Consider the following 16,922-nt stretch of genomic DNA (forward strand, 5'->3'; position numbering starts at 1 on the left):
GCTGCGGCTAATGCTGCAAACGCCCGGCAAGGAATTGCCGCAGCCTGTCGCTGCGGGCATCGGTGAAAACGGCTTCGGGCGGGCCCTCTTCCTCGATGGCGCCGTTGTGCAGGAAGACGACGCGGCTGGAGGCATGGCGGGCAAAGCCCATCTCATGCGTCACCACGATCATGGTGCGGCCCTCCTCGGCGAGGGCCTGCATGACCTTGAGCACCTCGCTCACCAATTCCGGATCGAGCGCCGAGGTCGGCTCGTCGAACAGCATGACGTCGGGGTTCATGCTGAGCGCCCGGGCGATCGCCACGCGCTGCTGCTGGCCGCCGGAGAGATGGGCGGGATAGCGCTGCAGCACCTCCTGGCCGAGGCCGACCTTGGCGAGATTGGCCCTGGCCCGCTCGGTGGCTTCCGCCCTGGAGACGCCCAGCACGCTGATCGGCGCCTCGATGACATTGTCGATGACGCTCATATGCGACCACAGGCAGAAATTCTGGAACACCATGGCGAGGCGGCTGCGCATGCGCTGGAGCTGCCTCTTGTCGGTGGCCCTGAGGAAACCGTCGCCGTCCCTGACCGTCTTCAGCGCCTCGCCGTCGATGACGATGCTGCCGGCGGTCGGACGCTCGAGGAAATTGATGCAGCGCAGGAAGGTGCTCTTGCCCGAGCCGCTGGCCCCGATGATGCTGATGACGTCACCGGCCGCGGCCTGGAGCGACACGCCCTTGAGGACCTCGACCTTGCCATAGGATTTGCGGATACCGTCCACGGCCAGCTTGTGCATGCTTCTTCCCAATCCGGCCGCGTTCGTCCGCCACCAAGACCCCTCTCCTGCGCCCAATGCGGTTCACGCAAGCAGGAACCGCTCCGATTTGTCATAGCCGGGCTTGACCCGGCTACCCAGAAGCCGCACGCACAAACCATCGAGGAGCTGGATTGCCGGGTCACGCCCGGCAATGACAAAGGTCGAGCAGCCTCGAAAAGCTTAAGTGAACTGCATTGCTCCTGCGCCGGACTTGTCCGTCCAATCGCGACGGTGCTCATAAAATCAGAAGGCCAGCCTGGGGCAATTGATATTTGATCATCAAATAGATGACGTCATTTCATCTATTGTGCATTCCCGGGGCATATTGCCTGCTAAGGAGGCACGGACCAGTGGCGTATCCGTCCCATTCCTGAAGGGATCTCAACTGTACACCATCCAGTCAACCGATCTGCCAGGCGGCGGCATCCTTGCCGAAGCGCGCCAGCAGCCAGCGCAGGAAGAGCCGCACACCCGAGCGCTGCAGGCCGGCATGGGTGGAGACGACATACCAGCCGCCGAAGGCGTCGATGGCGGTGGAGAAGGGCCGCAGCAACGTGCCGTTCCGGACATCCGCGCCCGAAAGCGTGTCGCTGGCCAGGGCGACGCCGGTGCCGTTGATGGCGAGGTCGATCGCCATGCCGAGATCGCTGCAATAGAGATGGCGGCTATAGGGGCCGAAATCGCGCTCGCCGGCCTCCGAGAGCCAGCGCCGCCATTCGGCACCGTCGTCCCAATGCAGCAGGATGGCGCTGCGCAGTTCCAGCGGGCTGGTGATGCGCCGGCCGATGCGCTGGAACAAGGTCGGGCTGCAGACCGGCATGATGCTGACATGGGCGAGCTGCGCCGACCATTTGTCGTCCCAGCCGCCAGCGCCGAAGACGATGCCGATATCGGCATCCACCAGCTCATGGATGCGGTGGTTCTCGGTGAGCTTGATATGGCATTCGACGGCAAGGTGGTCCTGGCAGAAATCGGCGAGGTTCTTGGCGAGCCAACCGCTGGCGAACATCGGCGGGCAGGCAATGCCGATGCGCCCGCCGTCCTGGTCCGCCTCCGACAGGCGCAGCGCCGTGTTGGTGATGTCCTGCAGCGCGGCCGAGACCGTCTTGGCGAAGACCCGGCCGGCATCGGTGAGCACCACGCCGCGCCCGGCCTTGTGGAAGAGCGGATAGCCCAGCACTTCCTCGAGCCGGCGCAGCTGGTGGCTGACGGCGCTGTCGGTCAAAGCGAGCTCGCCGGCGGCCCGGGTCAGGCTTTCATGGCGCGCCGCCGCCACGAAGGTGCGCAGCACGCCGAGCGGCAGGTTACGCATCGCCGCGCCCCGTCATGACACCGGCCTGGCCTTCTTCCTCCACCTCGGATCTCCCAAAATATGGATGGCTGCCGGGATATCGCCTAGGATGGCGCCATGCCCTCCTCCGATGCGATTCGTATTGCAGCCGCCGTCATCATCCGTCCCGACGGTATGACACTCCTGGTTAGAAAACGAGGGACATCGGCCTTCATGCAGCCCGGCGGCAAGATCGAGCCCGACGAGCAGCCCCGCCAGGCCCTGTGCCGCGAGCTCGCCGAGGAGATCGGCCTCACGGTTGATCCAGCACACCCCGTCTATCTCGGCCGGTTCGAAGCCCCGGCGGCGCATGAGGACAACAGGATGGTCGAGGCCGAGATCTTCCGCCTCGACATCGCCGAGCCTGTCGCCGCCACCGCCGAGATCGAGGAGATCGCCTGGGTCGATCCCAAGGCACCCGGCCCGCTGCCCCTCGCCGCCCTGACGCGCGACCATGTGCTGGCCCTCGCGACGGCGCTTGGCGGGGGCTAGGATCGCGCATCCAAGTTTGGCAGCAACTGATCGGTCACTATGGCGCGGAGCACCAAATTCCGATATGGTAACACCATGTAACACCCATATGAGGTGCCTCAATGCCACCCGCTTCCGCCACGACCAGCATCAAGCTGGATTCCAAGGTCAAGGATCGCCTCCAACGGCTGGCCGATGCTCGGCATCGCAAGCCGCATTGGCTGATGAAGGAAGCAATCCATCAATATGTCGAGCGTGAAGAAAAACGCCAGGCGTTCTACGACGACGCTCGCAAGGCTTGGGACGAGTACCAGGCAACCGGCTTGCATGTAACCGGGGAAGAGGTCGCGGCTTGGCTGGAAACATGGGGCACGGATGACGAGAAAGCCTCGCCTGTATGCCACAGGTAATCTTCTCGCCCGCTGCCCTTCGCGATCTCGAAAGGCTACGGGCTTTCCTGCACTCCCAAAACCAAATGGCGGGCAAACGGGCCGCAACGGCAATCATCCAGACCATTCAGACGCTTACGGCTCACCCTGAAATAGGGCGACCGATCCAGGATGCCGAAGAGCGAGAGCTCGTCATCAATTTCGGCCGCGATGGTTATGTGGCCCTCTACCGATACGATGGAGACAAAGTCGTGATTCTCGCCATCCGACATGGTCGGGAAGCCGGATATGATTGAATGATCTAAGCAGGAGAGAGACCGGCTCGATCGAGGCCCTCAATTCTCGCGCCGGCCGGCGAAGGCCAGCAGCAAAGCGAGGAAGATCAGGACACCGGCGCCGACCTGCTGCCAGTAGAAGTTCCAGCCGATCAGGAGCAGGCCGTTGGAGACGAAGCCGAACAGCAGCACGCCGAGGATGGTGCCGGCAATGCTGGCGCGCCGGTTGCGGCTGAGCGAGGTGCCGATGAAGGCAGCGCCGATGGCGTTGAGCAGATAGGCATTGCCCGAATAGGGCACATAGGCGTTGACGTTGGAGGAGAGCAGGATGCCCGTCACGGCGGCGACGGCCCCGGAGAGGATGTAGACGATCGCCAGGATCCGCCGCACCGGCAGGCCGGAATAGCGCGCGACCTCCTCCTGGGTGCCGACGGCGAGGACGGTGCGGCCGAAGCTCGATTTCTCCAGGAGGAGCCAGGCGCCGAGCGCCAGCACCGCGACGAGAAGCAGCGAGACCGGCACGCCGAGGATCGTGCCATGGCCGATGAAGGCGAGCGCGGGCGGTATGCTGCCGGCCGGCACATAGACGGGATTGCCGCCATCGGTGGTGAGCTGCTGCAGGCTGTGCCCGATGAACAGCGTGCCGAGGGTCGCCAGGAACGGCGTGATCGACAGCCGCGCGATCAGGACGGCGTTGAAGAGCCCGGTGCCGATGCCCGCGCCGACGCCATAGAGGCAGGCGAGCGCCACCGGCTGGCCCGAGGACACCGCCGAGACGAAGGCGAGGCTGCCGAGATCCACCGCCGTGCCCACCGACAGATCCGTGCCGCCCGAGGCCACCGTCAGGGTCATGGCGATGGCGACGATGGCCGTCAGCGCGACATTGTTGACCAGCACGCCGGTGATGTTGCCGAGCGTCAGGAAGCCCGGGGCCAGCACGGAGAAGACGGCCACCACCAGCACGAGCGCCAGCGGAATGCCGAAGCGCAGCAGGTCGAATGCCGGCCGGATGCGCGGCCCTTCGGCCCCAACGGCGCTCATGTCGCCCTCCTGCGTGCGAGATTGGCGGTGGCGGCGACGACGGCCAGGATCAGCACGCCCTCGATGCCGTTGACCCAGTAGGTCGAGACATGGAGGAGCTGGAAGCCGTTGGTGAGCGCGCCCAGGAAAACGGCGGCGAGCAACGTGCCGGCCACGGTCGGCAGCAGCCGGCGCGAAAACATGAAGCCGAGAAAGGCGGTTGCCACCACCGGCAGCAGCATGTCGCCCGAACCGCCGGTCGCGCCGTTGAGGAAGGCTGCAGACACGACGCCGGCCAGCCCGCCCAGCAGCCCGCTGGCCAGATAGGACAGTGCGACATAGCTGTTGACGGCGATGCCGGCGGCCTTGGCCGCCTCGCGATGTCCGCCCACCGCATAGGCACGCAGACCGAAGGGCGTGAGATGCAGCAGCACGGCCAGGACCGCGCACAGTGCAAGGAGCAGCCAGCCAAGCACGGGAATGTCGAGCGGTCCGGGCAGGCCGAGCCAGTCGATCAGCGGTGACGCCGCGGGAATGGTGGTGTTCTCGGTCACCACCAGTTCGAGCCCGGCGCAGACATTCATGGCGGCCAGCGTCGCCAGCAGAGGCAGGATCCTGAGCCAGACCACGGCAAGCGCATTGACCAGGCCGACGAGGAGGCCGACGCCGAGCGCGGCCGCCACGCAGGCAAGGTCCGGGAAGCCGGCCTGGTTGAGCACGGCGAAAACGGCGGCCGAAAGCCCGAGCGTGCCGGCCAAAGAGAGGTCGATGCCGCCGGCGATCACATCCGAACCGCCGGTGATCAGCACCAGCGTCAGGCCGAACCCCAAGATGCCCAGCACCGCCGATTGCGACAGGATGAGGCCGATATTGGCGGGCGAGACGAAGGAGGGCACGTTGACGGCAAAGAAGGCCATCACGGCCAGAAAGAACAGCAGACCTCCGGCCCGGACCAGGCGCGTCCCGGCGCCGCCCGCGAGATCGCGCCAGCCCGTGCGGGCCCTGGCTTCATGGGGCTCGGGGTGGATCGAGGCCGATGTCGCCGCGGCGATCGCCTCCAGGGTTTCATGCGGCATGGCTGGCTCCTTCCCCGGGATCGGCGCCCGTCAGGGCCGCGGCCAGCAGCTGGTCGGACGATGTTGCCGAGGTCTCATAGGTGCCGACCACGCCGCCGCGATGCATCACCAGGACCCGGTCGCACACGCCCAGGAGCTCGTCGAGATCGGCCGAAAGCAGCAGGATGCCCGCGCCCTTCTCCGCAAGCTCAGCGATGAGGCGATAGATCTCGGCCTTGGCCGCGACGTCGACCCCGACCGTTGGCTCGTCGAGAACATAGACGTCGGAGCGGCGGGCCAGCCATTTGGCGATCACCACCTTCTGCTGGTTGCCGCCGCTGAGGGTGCGCACGGCTGCATCCTGGCTGCTGGCTTTGATCTTGAGCGCCTCGATCAGCCTGGACACCGTCGAACGTTCGCCGGCGCGGTCGAGCCAGCCCAGACGCGTGATCTGGCCGAGGCTGGCGAGGGTGGCGTTCTCGCGGATGGAGAGGCCGAGCGCCACGCCCTGGGCGCGACGATCCTCCGGCACCAGAGCGAGACCCGCCTGCGCCGCCGCCACCGGGCTGGAGAGCCGCCGCACGCGACCGTCGACCTCGATCGTGCCTGCCCGCGTGGGCCGCAGCCCGAATAGGGCCTGGACGAGCTCCTTGGCTCCGGAGCCGAGCAGCCCGGTCAGCCCGACCACCTCGCCGCGATGCACGGTCAGCGAAACATCGGCAAAGGCCGGCGGCGCGCCAAGGCCGGCAAGGGACAGCACGGGCCTGCCGCGCTCGGCGCGATGCTTGGGGAAGAGGTCCTTGACGTCGCGATCGACCATCAGGCGGGTGATCTCGCCGATCGTCGTGCGCGAGGGCTCGAGATGGGCGACGTCCCGGCCATTGCGCATGATGGTCACGACATCGCAGATGCGCTCGATCTCGGCGAGATAATGCGAGATGTAGATGCTGGTGAGGCCGCGCGCCTTCAATTGCGCGATGGCGGCGAACAGGCTCTCGACCTCGCGCTTGGCGAGCGCCGCCGTCGGCTCGTCGAAGATGATGAGGCGAGGCTTGGCCAGCAGCGCCCGCGTGATCTGGACGATCTGCTGCTGCGCGGTCGACAGGTCGCGGATGAGCGCGCCGCGCGGCAAAGTGATGCCGAAGAAATGCTTGAGGGCCTCGTCGGCCCGGCGCTGCAGGCTCGCCTGCCAGACGCCGAGGCGCGATGCCATGGCTTCGCGCCCCAGGAACAACGCTTCGCCAACGGTTGCGGTCGGCACCAGCAGCCGGTCCTGGTGAATGAAGGCGATGCCGAGCTGCTCGGCCTTCTTGGGCGAGAGATGATCGAGCGGCCGGCCCTCGAATTCGATGCTGCCGGCTTCCGGGCTGACGAGACCGGCCAAGGCCTTGATCAGGGTCGACTTGCCGGCGCCGTTCTGCCCGACCAGGCCGTGGACGGTGCCGGGCGCGACCACGAGCGAGGCGTCGTCGAGGGCCCGAGTCGGCCCGAAGGTCTTGACGAGGCCGCGCATGGCCAGAACGGGAGGGGGTGAGGTCATGGCGTCGATCACTGGTCAGCCTCGCCGGCACACCGGCCGGCTCAGCCCTTGCTCAAGGAAATGCGGCACGGGCCACGAGGAAGAGCCACCCCATCCGTCATTCGGATGGGGTGGCTGGGCAGGATGGTGTCAACGAGGGCACCCTGCGGGGTCGGTCAGATACGGGGCGACCGGCATACTCGTCGATCAAGCCTGGCCGAGCTGCTTCTGCACCTCGGCGGCGTTCTTCTTGTTGGCGATCACGGCCGGCAAGAAGGTCTGCGAGGGCAGCGTGGTATCGCCGTTGAGATAGCGGGCGAGGTTCAGGACCGCCTGGCGGCCGATGACCGAGGGCTGCTGGGCCGCCACCGCGCCGGCCGGCGCCTTGGGATCCTTGACCAGCGCCAGCACCTCGGGCGTGCCGTCGACGCCATAGGTGAGGATCTCGCTGCGCCCCGCGGCGATCAGGGCCTGGGTGGCGCCAAGCTGGGGAATGTCCCAGGCCGACCAGATGGCCGAGATCGAGCCCTTGTCGGGATATTTGCTCAGCAAAGCGGTGATCTGGGCATAGGCGTCCTGCACCGTGTTGGGGATGACGTCCCTCAGTTCGGGCTGGATGATCTTCACCTCGGGATAATATTTCAGCACGTTGCGCAACTGGGTGTAGCGGATCTCGCAGACCGGAACGCCCGAAAAGCCGTTGAATACCACGACATTGCCCTTGCCGCCGATATCGGAGACCAGCTGCAGCGCGAGCTGGGCACCCAGGGAGAAATTGTCCGAGGTCGCGGTGTTGATGACGTTGGTCGAGGGCAGGTCGACGGAGAAGACCGGGATGCCGGCCTGGCGCAATTTCTTCAGCCAGGGATCGACCACCGACAGGGTGCCGAGCGTCTGGATCACCGCATCGGGCTTTTGCGTCACCAGGGTCTGCAGCTGGCTGACCAGTGTCTTGTCGTTGCGTCCGGCATCGAGCCCGATCGGCGTGCCGCCAAGTTCCTTCACGGTCTCGACCTGGGCCTGGTAGGCTTTCAGGTCGAAGAAATGGTCGGTGCCCGCGACGCTGATCGCAATGGTCTTGCCCTTGAGGGAGGGCAATCCCGCTTCAGGCTTGGCAGTATCATCGGCCCGGGCGGCGCTGCCGAAGGCTGCGGCGGCAGCCAGGGCCGAGCCCATCTTGAGTAGCGAGCGGCGCCCGAGCGGGGTGGAGGATATCGTCGTCATCGTGTCGGTCCAGCTTTGATTTGGCCCGTCTGTCGAGGCCTGACCGAAGCACACATGGTCGCCGACATAATGTCAACTAAATTTATAGACTTAATATAATTAATTGACCGCCAACCGCCGGAACCGTCACTGGGTCATGGGAACGCCTCCCCCGAGCAGCCCGACGCCTCAGGCCATCCGGTGCAGCGACACGCTCGTCTTCGGGCCGTTCTTGATGGTCTGGAACACCACGCAGTAGCGTTCGGTCAGCTTCAACAATTGGTCGAGCCGCTCCTGCGGTGCCTCGCTGTCGACATCGAAGCGAAGCCGGATCTCGGCAAAGCCGACCGGCGCCTCCCTGTCGACCCCGAGCGTACCGCGAAAATCGAGGTCCCCCTCGGCGCTGACCTGGCCGGCCTTCAGGGGCAGGTCGATCGCCGTCGCCACCGATTTCAGCGTCACGCCGGCACAGGCCACCAGGGCTTCCAGCAGCATGTCGCCGGAGCACAGTTCCAGCCCGGATCCGCCGGTCGCCGGATGCAGGCCGGCGGTCGCCAGCGCCCGCCCGGTTTCGACCTTGCAGGCAATGCCCTCGCCATCGATCGAGCCCTTGGCCTTCAAGGTGATCAAGGCCGTCTTCGGGTCGGCGCGATAGCGCTCCTTGATCGGCGCCTGCATGGCGCGCAGTTCCGTCGAATCCATCTGTTCCTCCCGGATCATCACGGTGTCATTGGCCCGAACTATAGGCCGCCGGCAGAACCTGGCAAACGCTTCCCTAACAACAGCGAATCGGCTCAACGTTTGTCATTGCCGGGCTTGACCCGGCAATCCAACCTCTCCTCCATGCGTCGAAATCGCGGGCTTCTGGATGCCCGGGTCAAGCCCGGGCATGACAAAGATGGCGTATCGGTTACTTTCAACAATGCTCAAGCTGAACGATTGCCCTAGCCCAGAAGCCTCGGCACCTTGCGATCTGCGCGATTCTGTCTGATCAAATTAAGATAGCCTTCACCGCCCCGATTGCAGAGCAGCCGGCATTGGCATTTCCCGATGGCGAGAGGAGCACCATGTCGCGCCCGATTTTCGACCTCTCCGGCCGCCGCGCCGTCGTCACGGGCGCCAGCCGCGGCATCGGCCAGACCATCGCCCTCGCCCTGGCCGAAGCGGGCGCCGATGTCGCCGTGACGGCGCGGGCGCTCGGCAATCTCGACGAGACCCGCAGCCTCGTCGAAGCGTCCGGACAGCGCTGCATCGCCCTCGCGCAGGACGTCGCCGACGTCGAGAACTGCAGGGCCGTCATCGGCCAAGCCGCCGAAGCCCTCGGCGGCCTCGACATCCTGGTCAACAATGCCGGCGTCGAGAGTGTCCGCCCCTCCCTCGAGGTGGACGAGGCCCTGTGGGACGGCATCGTCTCCACCAATCTCAAGGGCGCCTTCTTCTGCGCGCAGGCCGCCGGCCGGATCATGGCCGGGGCGCAAGGGGGCGCTATCGTCAATCTGTGCTCCCTCACCTCCTTCGTCGGCATTCCCACCGCGGTTCCCTATGGCGCTTCCAAATCCGGCCTGCTCGGCGTCACCCATGCCCTCGCCGCCGAATGGGCCGGTCATGGCATCCGGGTGAACGCCATCGCGCCCGGCTATTTCCGCACGGCCATGACCGAGGTGTTCTACCAAGACGAAGCTTGGCAGGGGCAGATGCTGGCGAAGATCCCGCAGCGCCGTTTCGGCGAGCAGGCTGATGTCGCAGGCGTCGCGGTGTTCCTGTGCTCGGACGCCTCGGCCTATGTCACCGGCCATTGCATCCCGGTCGACGGCGGCTATCTCGCCTCGATCTAGGGAAGCTCGGGAGAATAAGTAAGCTGCTCTGAAGCTGTCATCCCCGGCCGAACCGCTCGCGAGCGCAGCGAGAGAGGGTGAGGGGAAGGGGTCTTCGCCCCCGCCGGGGATGACGGGCGCACTTGTTGCCTGACTTCTGCTCGGCGCAATCGCCATCTCAACCCCGACCTTCGTGCACTGCACAATAATTAGCCAGAATGTCAAGCCGGGCAAGAATTACGCATGTTGCGTTGACCGTATTTGTATGTAGCTGTATAGACAGGTTCATGCTGCCGTGAGATCGATCTGCGGGACTGGGCGCGGCGGCTTGGGAAGACGGGGAACGAAATGGAATCTGCGCCCCTCGGTATCAGCCCGTCCGGCGGAACGAGCCCCTTTGCCGTGTCCGTCAAGGATGTCGCCATGATCTTCGGCGACGTCCATGCGGTCAAAAGCGCCTCCTTCGATCTGCCCAAGGGCAAGTTCCTCACCATTCTCGGCCCCTCCGGCTCGGGCAAGACCACGCTGCTGCGCATGGTGGCCGGCTTCGATGCGCCGAGCAGGGGCGAGATCTTCATCAACGGCCAGCCCGTCAGCGCCGTGCCGGCGCACAAGCGGGCCATCGGCATGGTGTTCCAGAAACTGGCGCTGTTCCCGCACATGACGGCGGCCGAGAATGTCGGCTTCCCCCTCAAGATGCGCCGCCATGACGCCCGCGGCATCGCCGCCAAGGTGGAGCGTTACCTCGACCTGGTGCGCCTGGGCGGCTATGGCGGGCGCCGCATCAACGAATTGTCGGGCGGCCAGCAACAGCGTGTGGCGATCGCCCGCGCCTTGGTGTTCGAGCCCGACCTCTTGCTGCTCGATGAGCCCCTGGCGGCGCTCGACCGCAAGCTGCGTGAGGAGATGCAGCTCGAATTCCGCCGCATCCAGAAGGAGCTCGGGGTCACCACCATCAACGTCACCCACGACCAGCGCGAGGCCCTCGTGGTCTCCGACGAGATCATCGTGATGGATGGCGGCCAGATCCAGCAGAAGGCCCGTCCGCTCGACACCTACCGGACGCCGGCCAACCCCTTCGTCGCCAATTTCATCGGCGTCACCAATTTCATCGAAGGCGTGGCCGGTGCCGCGAGCGGCTCCACCCTGACCTTCACCAGCGCGGGACGCAGCCTGGTCGGCACATCAGCCAATCCCGCAGTCCCGCCGGTACCCGGCGAGGCCTGCCAGGGTGCCGTCAGAGCCGAGCAGATCCGGATCGCTTCGAACGCGGAGAGGCTCCAGGGCCTCGAAACCATCGTGGACGGCGTGGTCGAGGATTCCATCTTCGAGGGCGAGCGCATCGTCTACGAAATACGGGTTTCGCCCCTCGGCGACGCGCTGCTGCGGGTCTTCGATCACGATCCCGTCGCCCACCAGCAATTCGCCCCGGGCGAGACCGTCAGCCTGGGATGGAATGCCAAGGATATGCAAATCTTCAAGAAGTGAATCTTCAAAAAGTGAAAAAGTGACCCGAGAAGGTCCATCCAGAGGAGAACCAGTGATGTCACACGATCAGTTCCTGTCAGCGCAAATCCGCCGGCGTACCCTGCTCGCTTCGATGCTGGCAGCCGGCGCCTCGGCCACTTTTGGCATGGGCCGGGCCATGGCCGACGAGCCCGAAAAGCCCTCCGAACTCATCGTGCGCGCCTGGGGCGGCAGCTGGGTCGACGCCCTGAAGGCGGGTGTCTCGGACAGCTTCACCAAGAAGACCGGCATCGCCGTGCGCCACGATCTGACCGAGGACAACGAGATCCAGCCCAAGCTCTGGGCGGCCGTGGCGCAGAAGCGCACCCCGCCGATCCATGTGAACTGGGACACCACCACCAACGCCACCAAATCGGCGCTGCGCGGCGTGACCGAGGATCTGTCCGATCTGCCCAACCTCAAGAACACCACCGAGCTCGCCAAGCCCGTCGGCCTCGACGGCTATCCGATCGTCAACACCTATGGCTATGTCTATGTGCTGGCCTACAGGCCGTCGGCTTTCCCGAACGGGGCGCCCAAATCCTGGAAGGACCTGCTCGATCCCAAGCTGAAGCGCCGCATCGCGCTCTACAATGACGGTATCGGCTTCCATTTCCCCGCCCAGGTCGCCGGCGGCGGCAAGCTGGAGGACATTCCGGCCAACATGCAGGCCGCCTGGGACTTCATCGCCAAGGTGAAGGAGCAGCAGCCCTTGCTGGGCGAGGATCCCGATTTCACCACCTGGTTCCAGAAGGGCGAGATCGACGCGGCCTGCACCATTTCCACCAATGCACGCGAGGCCAAGAAGAACGGCATCGACCTCGCCTGGGTGGTGCCGGAGGAAGGCGCCAAGTTCGACACGGACGGGCTGTGGATCCCCAAGGGCCTGCCGGAGAACGAGCTCTACTGGGCCAAGCAGTACATCGACCATGCCCTGACCAAGGAAGCCCAGCAGGTCTGGCTCGACGGCCTCGGCCTGCCGGGCGTGGTGCCCGGCCTCACTCCGCCGGCCGATCTCGTCAACAATCCCGCCTATCCGACCAAGGAGGAGGACTTCAAGCACCTCATCCGCATCTCGTCACGCACACAGGTGGAGAACGAGAGCAAGTGGTTCGCCAAGTTCAAGGAAATCATGCAGGGCTGAGGCCAAGGAGGCTTCTCCCTTTGCGGGACCTAAGGCACTTCCCATGGAAGTGCCTTAGGTCCCGGCAGGGGGATGAGGGGTGTTGGCAAATACCTTGCAAGGTCGTGTTTCACCCCTCATCCGCCCCTTCGGGACACCTTCTCCCGCAAGGGGAGAAGGCAAATCCCACTAAGGACCGACAGGATGCGCTCTTCGCGTGCCGCCTATCCCCTGACCTGGCGCCTCATGGATGCGCTTGAGCGCCTGGCCGCTTTCCTGTGGCCCTCGAGCTTCCGGGCCGGGCTGCCCTATCTGATGCTGCTGCCCGCGCTCGTATTGGTCGGCCTGCTCGTGCTCGGCCTGATCCAGATGGGTGATGCCAGCCTGCGCGTCCTCGATACCACCACCTTCCTGACGTCGGAGACCTATACCCTCGCCAACTATCAGCGCGTGGTGAGCGAAAGCTTCTTCACCGCCGTGGCCGGGCGCAGCTTGATGGGCGCCGTCATCGTGACGCTTGCCACCCTGATCCTGGCCTTCCCCTATGCCTATCTGATGGTGCGCACGCCATCTTCAGGCCTGCGCAAATTCCTGCTGGTCGCGCTGTTCCTGCCCTTCTTCATCGGCCAGGTGGTGCGCGCCTATGGCTGGCTAATCATCCTGGGCAACCAGGGCATGGTCAACGAGGCCCTCGGCCTGGTTGGCGTCGCGCCGATGCGCCTGCTCTACAATTATCCCGCCGTGCTGTTCGGCCTCGTCCAGTACATGCTGCCCTTCGCCGTGCTGATGCTGGCGCCGGCCCTGACGGCGATACCGGCGGAACTGGAAGCCGCCGCCGCCTCGCTCGGCGCTGGTTGGGTGCGGACCTTTCGCCACATCGTGCTGCCTCTCGCCCGGCCGGGCCTGGTGGGCGCCGGCCTCGTCGTCGTCACCCTCTCGCTGACCGATTTCGCAGTGCCCGCCATCCTGGGCGGCGGCACGCAGGATTTCATCGCCAACGCCATCTACGACCAGTTCTTCCGCACCTCCGACCAGGGGCTCGGTGCCACGCTCTGCCTGATGCTGGTGGCGGTCGGCTCCCTTCTCGTCGGCGTGGTGTTCATGCTGTTCGGCGCCGGCACGTTGGCCATGAACGGCAAGAAGAACTGAGCGGAGAACGCAAATGACCGGCAGCACCAGCAAGTCCATCGTAATCTGGGGCTTCGTGGTCGCGGCACTGGTGATGCTGTCGGCGCCGACCATCGTGGTGCTCGGCGCCTCCTTCACGGCAGGCAACATCATCACCTTCCCGCCCGAAGGCTTTTCCCTGCGCTGGTACGGCGCCATCGCCCAGGCCAGCGACCTGCGCCAGGCCTTCCTGCGCTCGCTGATCGTGGCGACGATCTGCACGCTCATCGCGGTGCCGGTCGGCACGCTGGCTGGCATTGCGCTCGCCAAATACAAGGTGCGCTTCGAGCGCTCGATCCAGGTCTACCTGCTGCTGCCCTTCACCATCCCGCTGATCGGCTCGGGCATCGGCATGATGCTGGTCTTCGGCAATCTCGGCGTGCTCGGCCGGCTCTGGCCGGTGGGCATCGCCTGCTGCGTGATCAACCTGCCCTTCATGATCTGGGCCGTCACGGCGAGTGCCAGCAATCTCAGCCCGGACCTGGAGCTGGCCGCGGCCAATTGCGGCGCGCCGCCCCTGCAGCGCTTCCTCTACATCACCCTGCCCGCGGTGCTGCCGGGGGTGATCACCGGCTCGCTCCTGATGTTCATCCTCGCCCTCAACGAGTTCCTGGTCAGCCTGCTGCTGGTGGATGCCCGCTCCGTCACGCTGCCGGTGCAGATCTACAATTCCATCCGCTCCATCATCACGCCGGACCTCGCTGCCATTTCCGTCGTCTTCATCGCCTGCGCCGGCCTCGCCATCGCCCTGCTCGACCGGCTCGTCGGCCTCGACATCTTCCTCAAATCCAAATGACCTCCCCGGCCCCGCGAGGCCGCGCATCCAGGACAGAACCATGACCTCAGCCCGCTTCTACGACTATGCCAGCCTCAGCGCGGAGGAGAAGGCCGCCCTGCTGCGCCGTTCGGAAACGGACATTTCCAAATTCATCGAGAAGGTCGCGCCGATCCTGGAGGCGGTCAGGACCGAGGGCGATACCGCGCTGGCCCGCTTCGGCCGGGAGCTCGACAAGGCCGAAGTGACCGAGGCCAACCTCAAGGTCACGCCGGCCGAGTTCGACGCCGCCTTCCGCGAGGTCGATGGCGACGTCATCGAGGCGATCACCTTCGGCATCGACAATATCCGCCGCTTCCACGAGGAGCAGAAACCCGAGGCGATGTGGCTGAAGGAGATCCGGCCGGGCGCCTATGCCGGCGACCGCTTCACCCCGATCCAGTCGGTCGCCCTCTACGTGCCGCGCGGCAAGGGCTCCTTCCCGTCCGTGACCATGATGACCTCGGTTCCGGCCGTGGTCGCCGGCGTGCCCAATCTTGCCATCGTCACCCCGCCGGCGCCCGACGGCGGCGTCGACGCAGCCACGCTGGTCGCCGCCAGGCTGGCGGGCGTGGAGACCGTCTACAAGGTCGGCGGCGCGCAGGCGGTCGCGGCCGTCGCCTATGGCACGCAGACCGTCAAGCCCGCCCTCAAGATCGTCGGCCCCGGCAGTCCCTGGGTGGTCGCCGCCAAGCGCCTGCTCTCCGGCGTCATCGATACCGGCCTGCCGGCAGGCCCCTCCGAGGTGATGATCCTGGCCGACGACAGCGTGCATGGCGGCCTCGCCGCGCTGGACCTGTTGATCGAGGCCGAGCACGGGCCGGATTCCTCGGCCTATCTGGTCACCCATAGCCGCCGGGTCGCCGAAGAGGCGCTCGCCGCTTTGCCCGAGCATTGGGCCCGCATGACCGAGCAGCGCGTCGCCTTCTCCAAGGCCGTGCTGACGGGCAGCACCGGCGGCGTGGTGCTGACCTCCTCGATCGAGGAGAGCTACGCGTTCGTCAACGCCTATGCGCCCGAGCATCTGGAGATCCTGTCCGAGGAGCCTTTCATCCATCTCGGCCACATCACCGAGGCCTCGGAGATCCTGATGGGGCCCCACACGCCCGTCAGCATCGCCAATTTCTCGCTGGGCCCGAATGCCGTGCTGCCGACCAGCCGCTGGGCCCGGACCTACGGTCCGCTTTCGGTCACCGATTTCGTCAAGCGTTCCTCGATCGGCTATGTCACCGCCCCGGCCTACGCCGAATTTGCCCGCCATTCCCACAAGCTGGCGCTCTATGAGGGCTTCTCATCCCACGCCAATGCCGTCTCGCCGATCCGCGAGGCCTATCTGAAGAAGGGCAACTGAGTGATGAAGGCCGTCCGGCTGCATGATGTCAGGGATCTGCGCGTGGAAGCGGTCGAGGCCCCCTCAGCCCCGCCGCCTGGTCACGTGAACCTCGCGGTCAGGGCCGCCGGCATCTGCGGCTCGGACCTGCACAACTACCGGACCGGCCAGTGGATCACGCGCCGTCCCTCGGTGGCGGGCCACGAGTTCTGCGGCCGCGTGACGGCGATCGGCGAGGGAGTGAGCGGGTTTGCGGTCGGTGATGTCGTCGTCGCCGATTCCAGATTCTGGTGCGGCAATTGCCCCGCCTGTGCCGGAGGACGGCACAATGTCTGCGAGAATCTCGGCTTTGTCGGCGAGGCTTGCGACGGCGGTTTCGCCGATGCCGTGCAATTGCCGGCCCGGCTGCTGGTGCCACATGCGCCTTCGCTGCCGCCTCGCATCGCCGCCATGGCCGAGCCGCTGGCGGTGGCGCTGCACGTAGTACGGCGACTCGCCGCGCCGCGCGGAGAGCCGGTGCTCGTGGTCGGTTGCGGCACGATCGGAGGCCTATGCGCCCTGCTGCTCGCCCATCTCCACGACGGCCCCATCCTGCTCAGCGACCCCAATGCCGCGCGCGCCGGATTGGTGTCTGCGGTGAGCGGTGGCAGTCGGGTTGGCCTCGTGGCCGAGGACATTGCCGCTACCCTTGCAGGGCGGCGCCTGCGCCATGCCATCGATGCGACGGGCCATGTCGGGGCCATCGCCGCGACGCTCGGCCTCCTTGCCGGCGCGGGTGCGCTCTGCCTGGTCGGCATCGGCCATGGCAAGCTCGACCTCGACCCCACTGAGCTGGTCGAACGCGAGATCGCCTTGATCGGCTGCCATGCCTTCACCGATGACGAACTCGTGCAGGCCACCGCGCTGCTGGTGGAACTGCAAGGCGCCCTCGAACAGTTCTGCGAAATCCTGCCCGCCCTGGACGAGATTCCCGCTGCCTATGAACGCCTGCTGGCCGGTCAGGGTGAGAAGCTGAAAACCATCGTCCAGCTCACGGAATAGCCGTATTCCATCCGATTGAACCAGGCTTTCCGGGGCCTGACTTTCTCGACCCCCCACGCAGGAGAC

17 protein-coding genes are annotated in these 16,922 nt (G+C 65.8%); 10 read left to right on the forward strand and 7 right to left on the reverse strand.

What is annotated here, in order from left to right:
• Positions 1-7: 7 nt before the first annotated feature.
• Together ACIGJE_RS34435 and ACIGJE_RS34440 are read right to left on the reverse strand one after the other, a co-directional pair.
• Positions 8-778, reverse strand: coding sequence for an ABC transporter ATP-binding protein (locus tag ACIGJE_RS34435; protein ID WP_367624967.1), 771 nt, complete (start codon positions 776-778; stop codon positions 8-10).
• Between the two features lie 421 nt (positions 779-1,199).
• Entirely contained in the window at positions 1,200-2,111 is a 912-nt protein-coding gene (locus ACIGJE_RS34440; RefSeq protein ID WP_483681260.1) for a LysR substrate-binding domain-containing protein, read from the reverse strand.
• Between the two features lie 96 nt (positions 2,112-2,207).
• Here ACIGJE_RS34440 and ACIGJE_RS34445 point away from each other — a divergent pair, with 96 nt between their 5' ends.
• From ACIGJE_RS34445 to ACIGJE_RS34455, 3 genes are all read left to right on the forward strand, one after another.
• Complete coding sequence (locus ACIGJE_RS34445; RefSeq protein WP_483681262.1) at positions 2,208-2,621, forward strand: NUDIX hydrolase; 414 nt, start codon at positions 2,208-2,210, stop codon at positions 2,619-2,621.
• A 101-nt stretch (positions 2,622-2,722) separates the two neighbouring features.
• Positions 2,723-3,010, forward strand: a complete 288-nt coding sequence (locus tag ACIGJE_RS34450) for a CopG family ribbon-helix-helix protein (RefSeq protein WP_311940448.1) — start codon at positions 2,723-2,725, stop codon at positions 3,008-3,010.
• Positions 2,998-3,285, forward strand: coding sequence for a type II toxin-antitoxin system RelE/ParE family toxin (locus ACIGJE_RS34455; RefSeq protein WP_483681264.1), 288 nt, complete (start codon positions 2,998-3,000; stop codon positions 3,283-3,285). Before ACIGJE_RS34450 ends, ACIGJE_RS34455 begins: the two co-directional genes overlap by 13 nt.
• 39 nt (positions 3,286-3,324) lie before the next feature.
• Here ACIGJE_RS34455 and ACIGJE_RS34460 read toward each other — a convergent pair whose 3' ends face one another.
• The 5 genes from ACIGJE_RS34460 to ACIGJE_RS34480 form a co-directional block, all read right to left on the reverse strand.
• Positions 3,325-4,305 (reverse strand): ABC transporter permease, encoded by a 981-nt coding sequence (locus ACIGJE_RS34460; RefSeq protein WP_367624971.1) that lies wholly within the window; start codon positions 4,303-4,305, stop codon positions 3,325-3,327.
• Positions 4,302-5,360: an ABC transporter permease gene (locus ACIGJE_RS34465; protein ID WP_415084089.1), complete on the reverse strand. Its 1,059-nt coding sequence runs from the start codon at positions 5,358-5,360 to the stop codon at positions 4,302-4,304. The genes ACIGJE_RS34460 and ACIGJE_RS34465 overlap by 4 nt, the downstream gene beginning before the upstream one ends.
• The gene (locus tag ACIGJE_RS34470) at positions 5,350-6,879 is read right to left on the reverse strand and encodes a sugar ABC transporter ATP-binding protein (RefSeq protein WP_415084087.1); all 1,530 of its coding nucleotides are present in this window, start codon (positions 6,877-6,879) and stop codon (positions 5,350-5,352) included. The genes ACIGJE_RS34465 and ACIGJE_RS34470 overlap by 11 nt, the downstream gene beginning before the upstream one ends.
• 186 nt (positions 6,880-7,065) lie before the next feature.
• Positions 7,066-8,082 carry a sugar ABC transporter substrate-binding protein gene (locus tag ACIGJE_RS34475; RefSeq protein WP_311940440.1) on the reverse strand — a complete coding sequence of 339 codons (1,017 nt, stop codon included), beginning with the start codon at positions 8,080-8,082 and terminating at the stop codon, positions 7,066-7,068.
• A gap of 168 nt (positions 8,083-8,250) precedes the next feature.
• Entirely contained in the window at positions 8,251-8,763 is a 513-nt protein-coding gene (locus ACIGJE_RS34480) for an OsmC family protein (RefSeq protein ID WP_394313284.1), read from the reverse strand.
• Positions 8,764-9,128: 365 nt separating this feature from the next.
• Between ACIGJE_RS34480 and ACIGJE_RS34485 the strand changes: the two genes are divergently transcribed.
• The 7 genes from ACIGJE_RS34485 (at position 9,129) to ACIGJE_RS34515 (ending at position 16,856) form a co-directional block, all read left to right on the forward strand.
• Positions 9,129-9,896, forward strand: coding sequence for an SDR family NAD(P)-dependent oxidoreductase (locus ACIGJE_RS34485; RefSeq protein WP_415084084.1), 768 nt, complete (start codon positions 9,129-9,131; stop codon positions 9,894-9,896).
• Between the two features lie 327 nt (positions 9,897-10,223).
• Positions 10,224-11,363: an ABC transporter ATP-binding protein gene (locus ACIGJE_RS34490; protein ID WP_415084082.1), complete on the forward strand. Its 1,140-nt coding sequence runs from the start codon at positions 10,224-10,226 to the stop codon at positions 11,361-11,363.
• 55 nt (positions 11,364-11,418) lie between these two features.
• Positions 11,419-12,525 (forward strand): ABC transporter substrate-binding protein, encoded by a 1,107-nt coding sequence (locus tag ACIGJE_RS34495; protein ID WP_311940432.1) that lies wholly within the window; start codon positions 11,419-11,421, stop codon positions 12,523-12,525.
• 183 nt (positions 12,526-12,708) lie between these two features.
• Complete coding sequence (locus tag ACIGJE_RS34500) at positions 12,709-13,653, forward strand: ABC transporter permease (RefSeq protein ID WP_311940430.1); 945 nt, start codon at positions 12,709-12,711, stop codon at positions 13,651-13,653.
• A 13-nt stretch (positions 13,654-13,666) separates the two neighbouring features.
• Positions 13,667-14,467 (forward strand): ABC transporter permease, encoded by an 801-nt coding sequence (locus ACIGJE_RS34505; RefSeq protein WP_415083029.1) that lies wholly within the window; start codon positions 13,667-13,669, stop codon positions 14,465-14,467.
• Between the two features lie 40 nt (positions 14,468-14,507).
• Entirely contained in the window at positions 14,508-15,836 is a 1,329-nt protein-coding gene (hisD, locus tag ACIGJE_RS34510; RefSeq protein WP_415083031.1) for a histidinol dehydrogenase, read from the forward strand.
• A 3-nt stretch (positions 15,837-15,839) separates the two neighbouring features.
• Positions 15,840-16,856, forward strand: a complete 1,017-nt coding sequence (locus ACIGJE_RS34515; RefSeq protein ID WP_415083158.1) for a zinc-dependent alcohol dehydrogenase — start codon at positions 15,840-15,842, stop codon at positions 16,854-16,856.
• Positions 16,857-16,922: the final 66 nt, after the last annotated feature.

It is taken from the genome of Labrys sp. E2SS-1L, assembly GCF_057073705.1.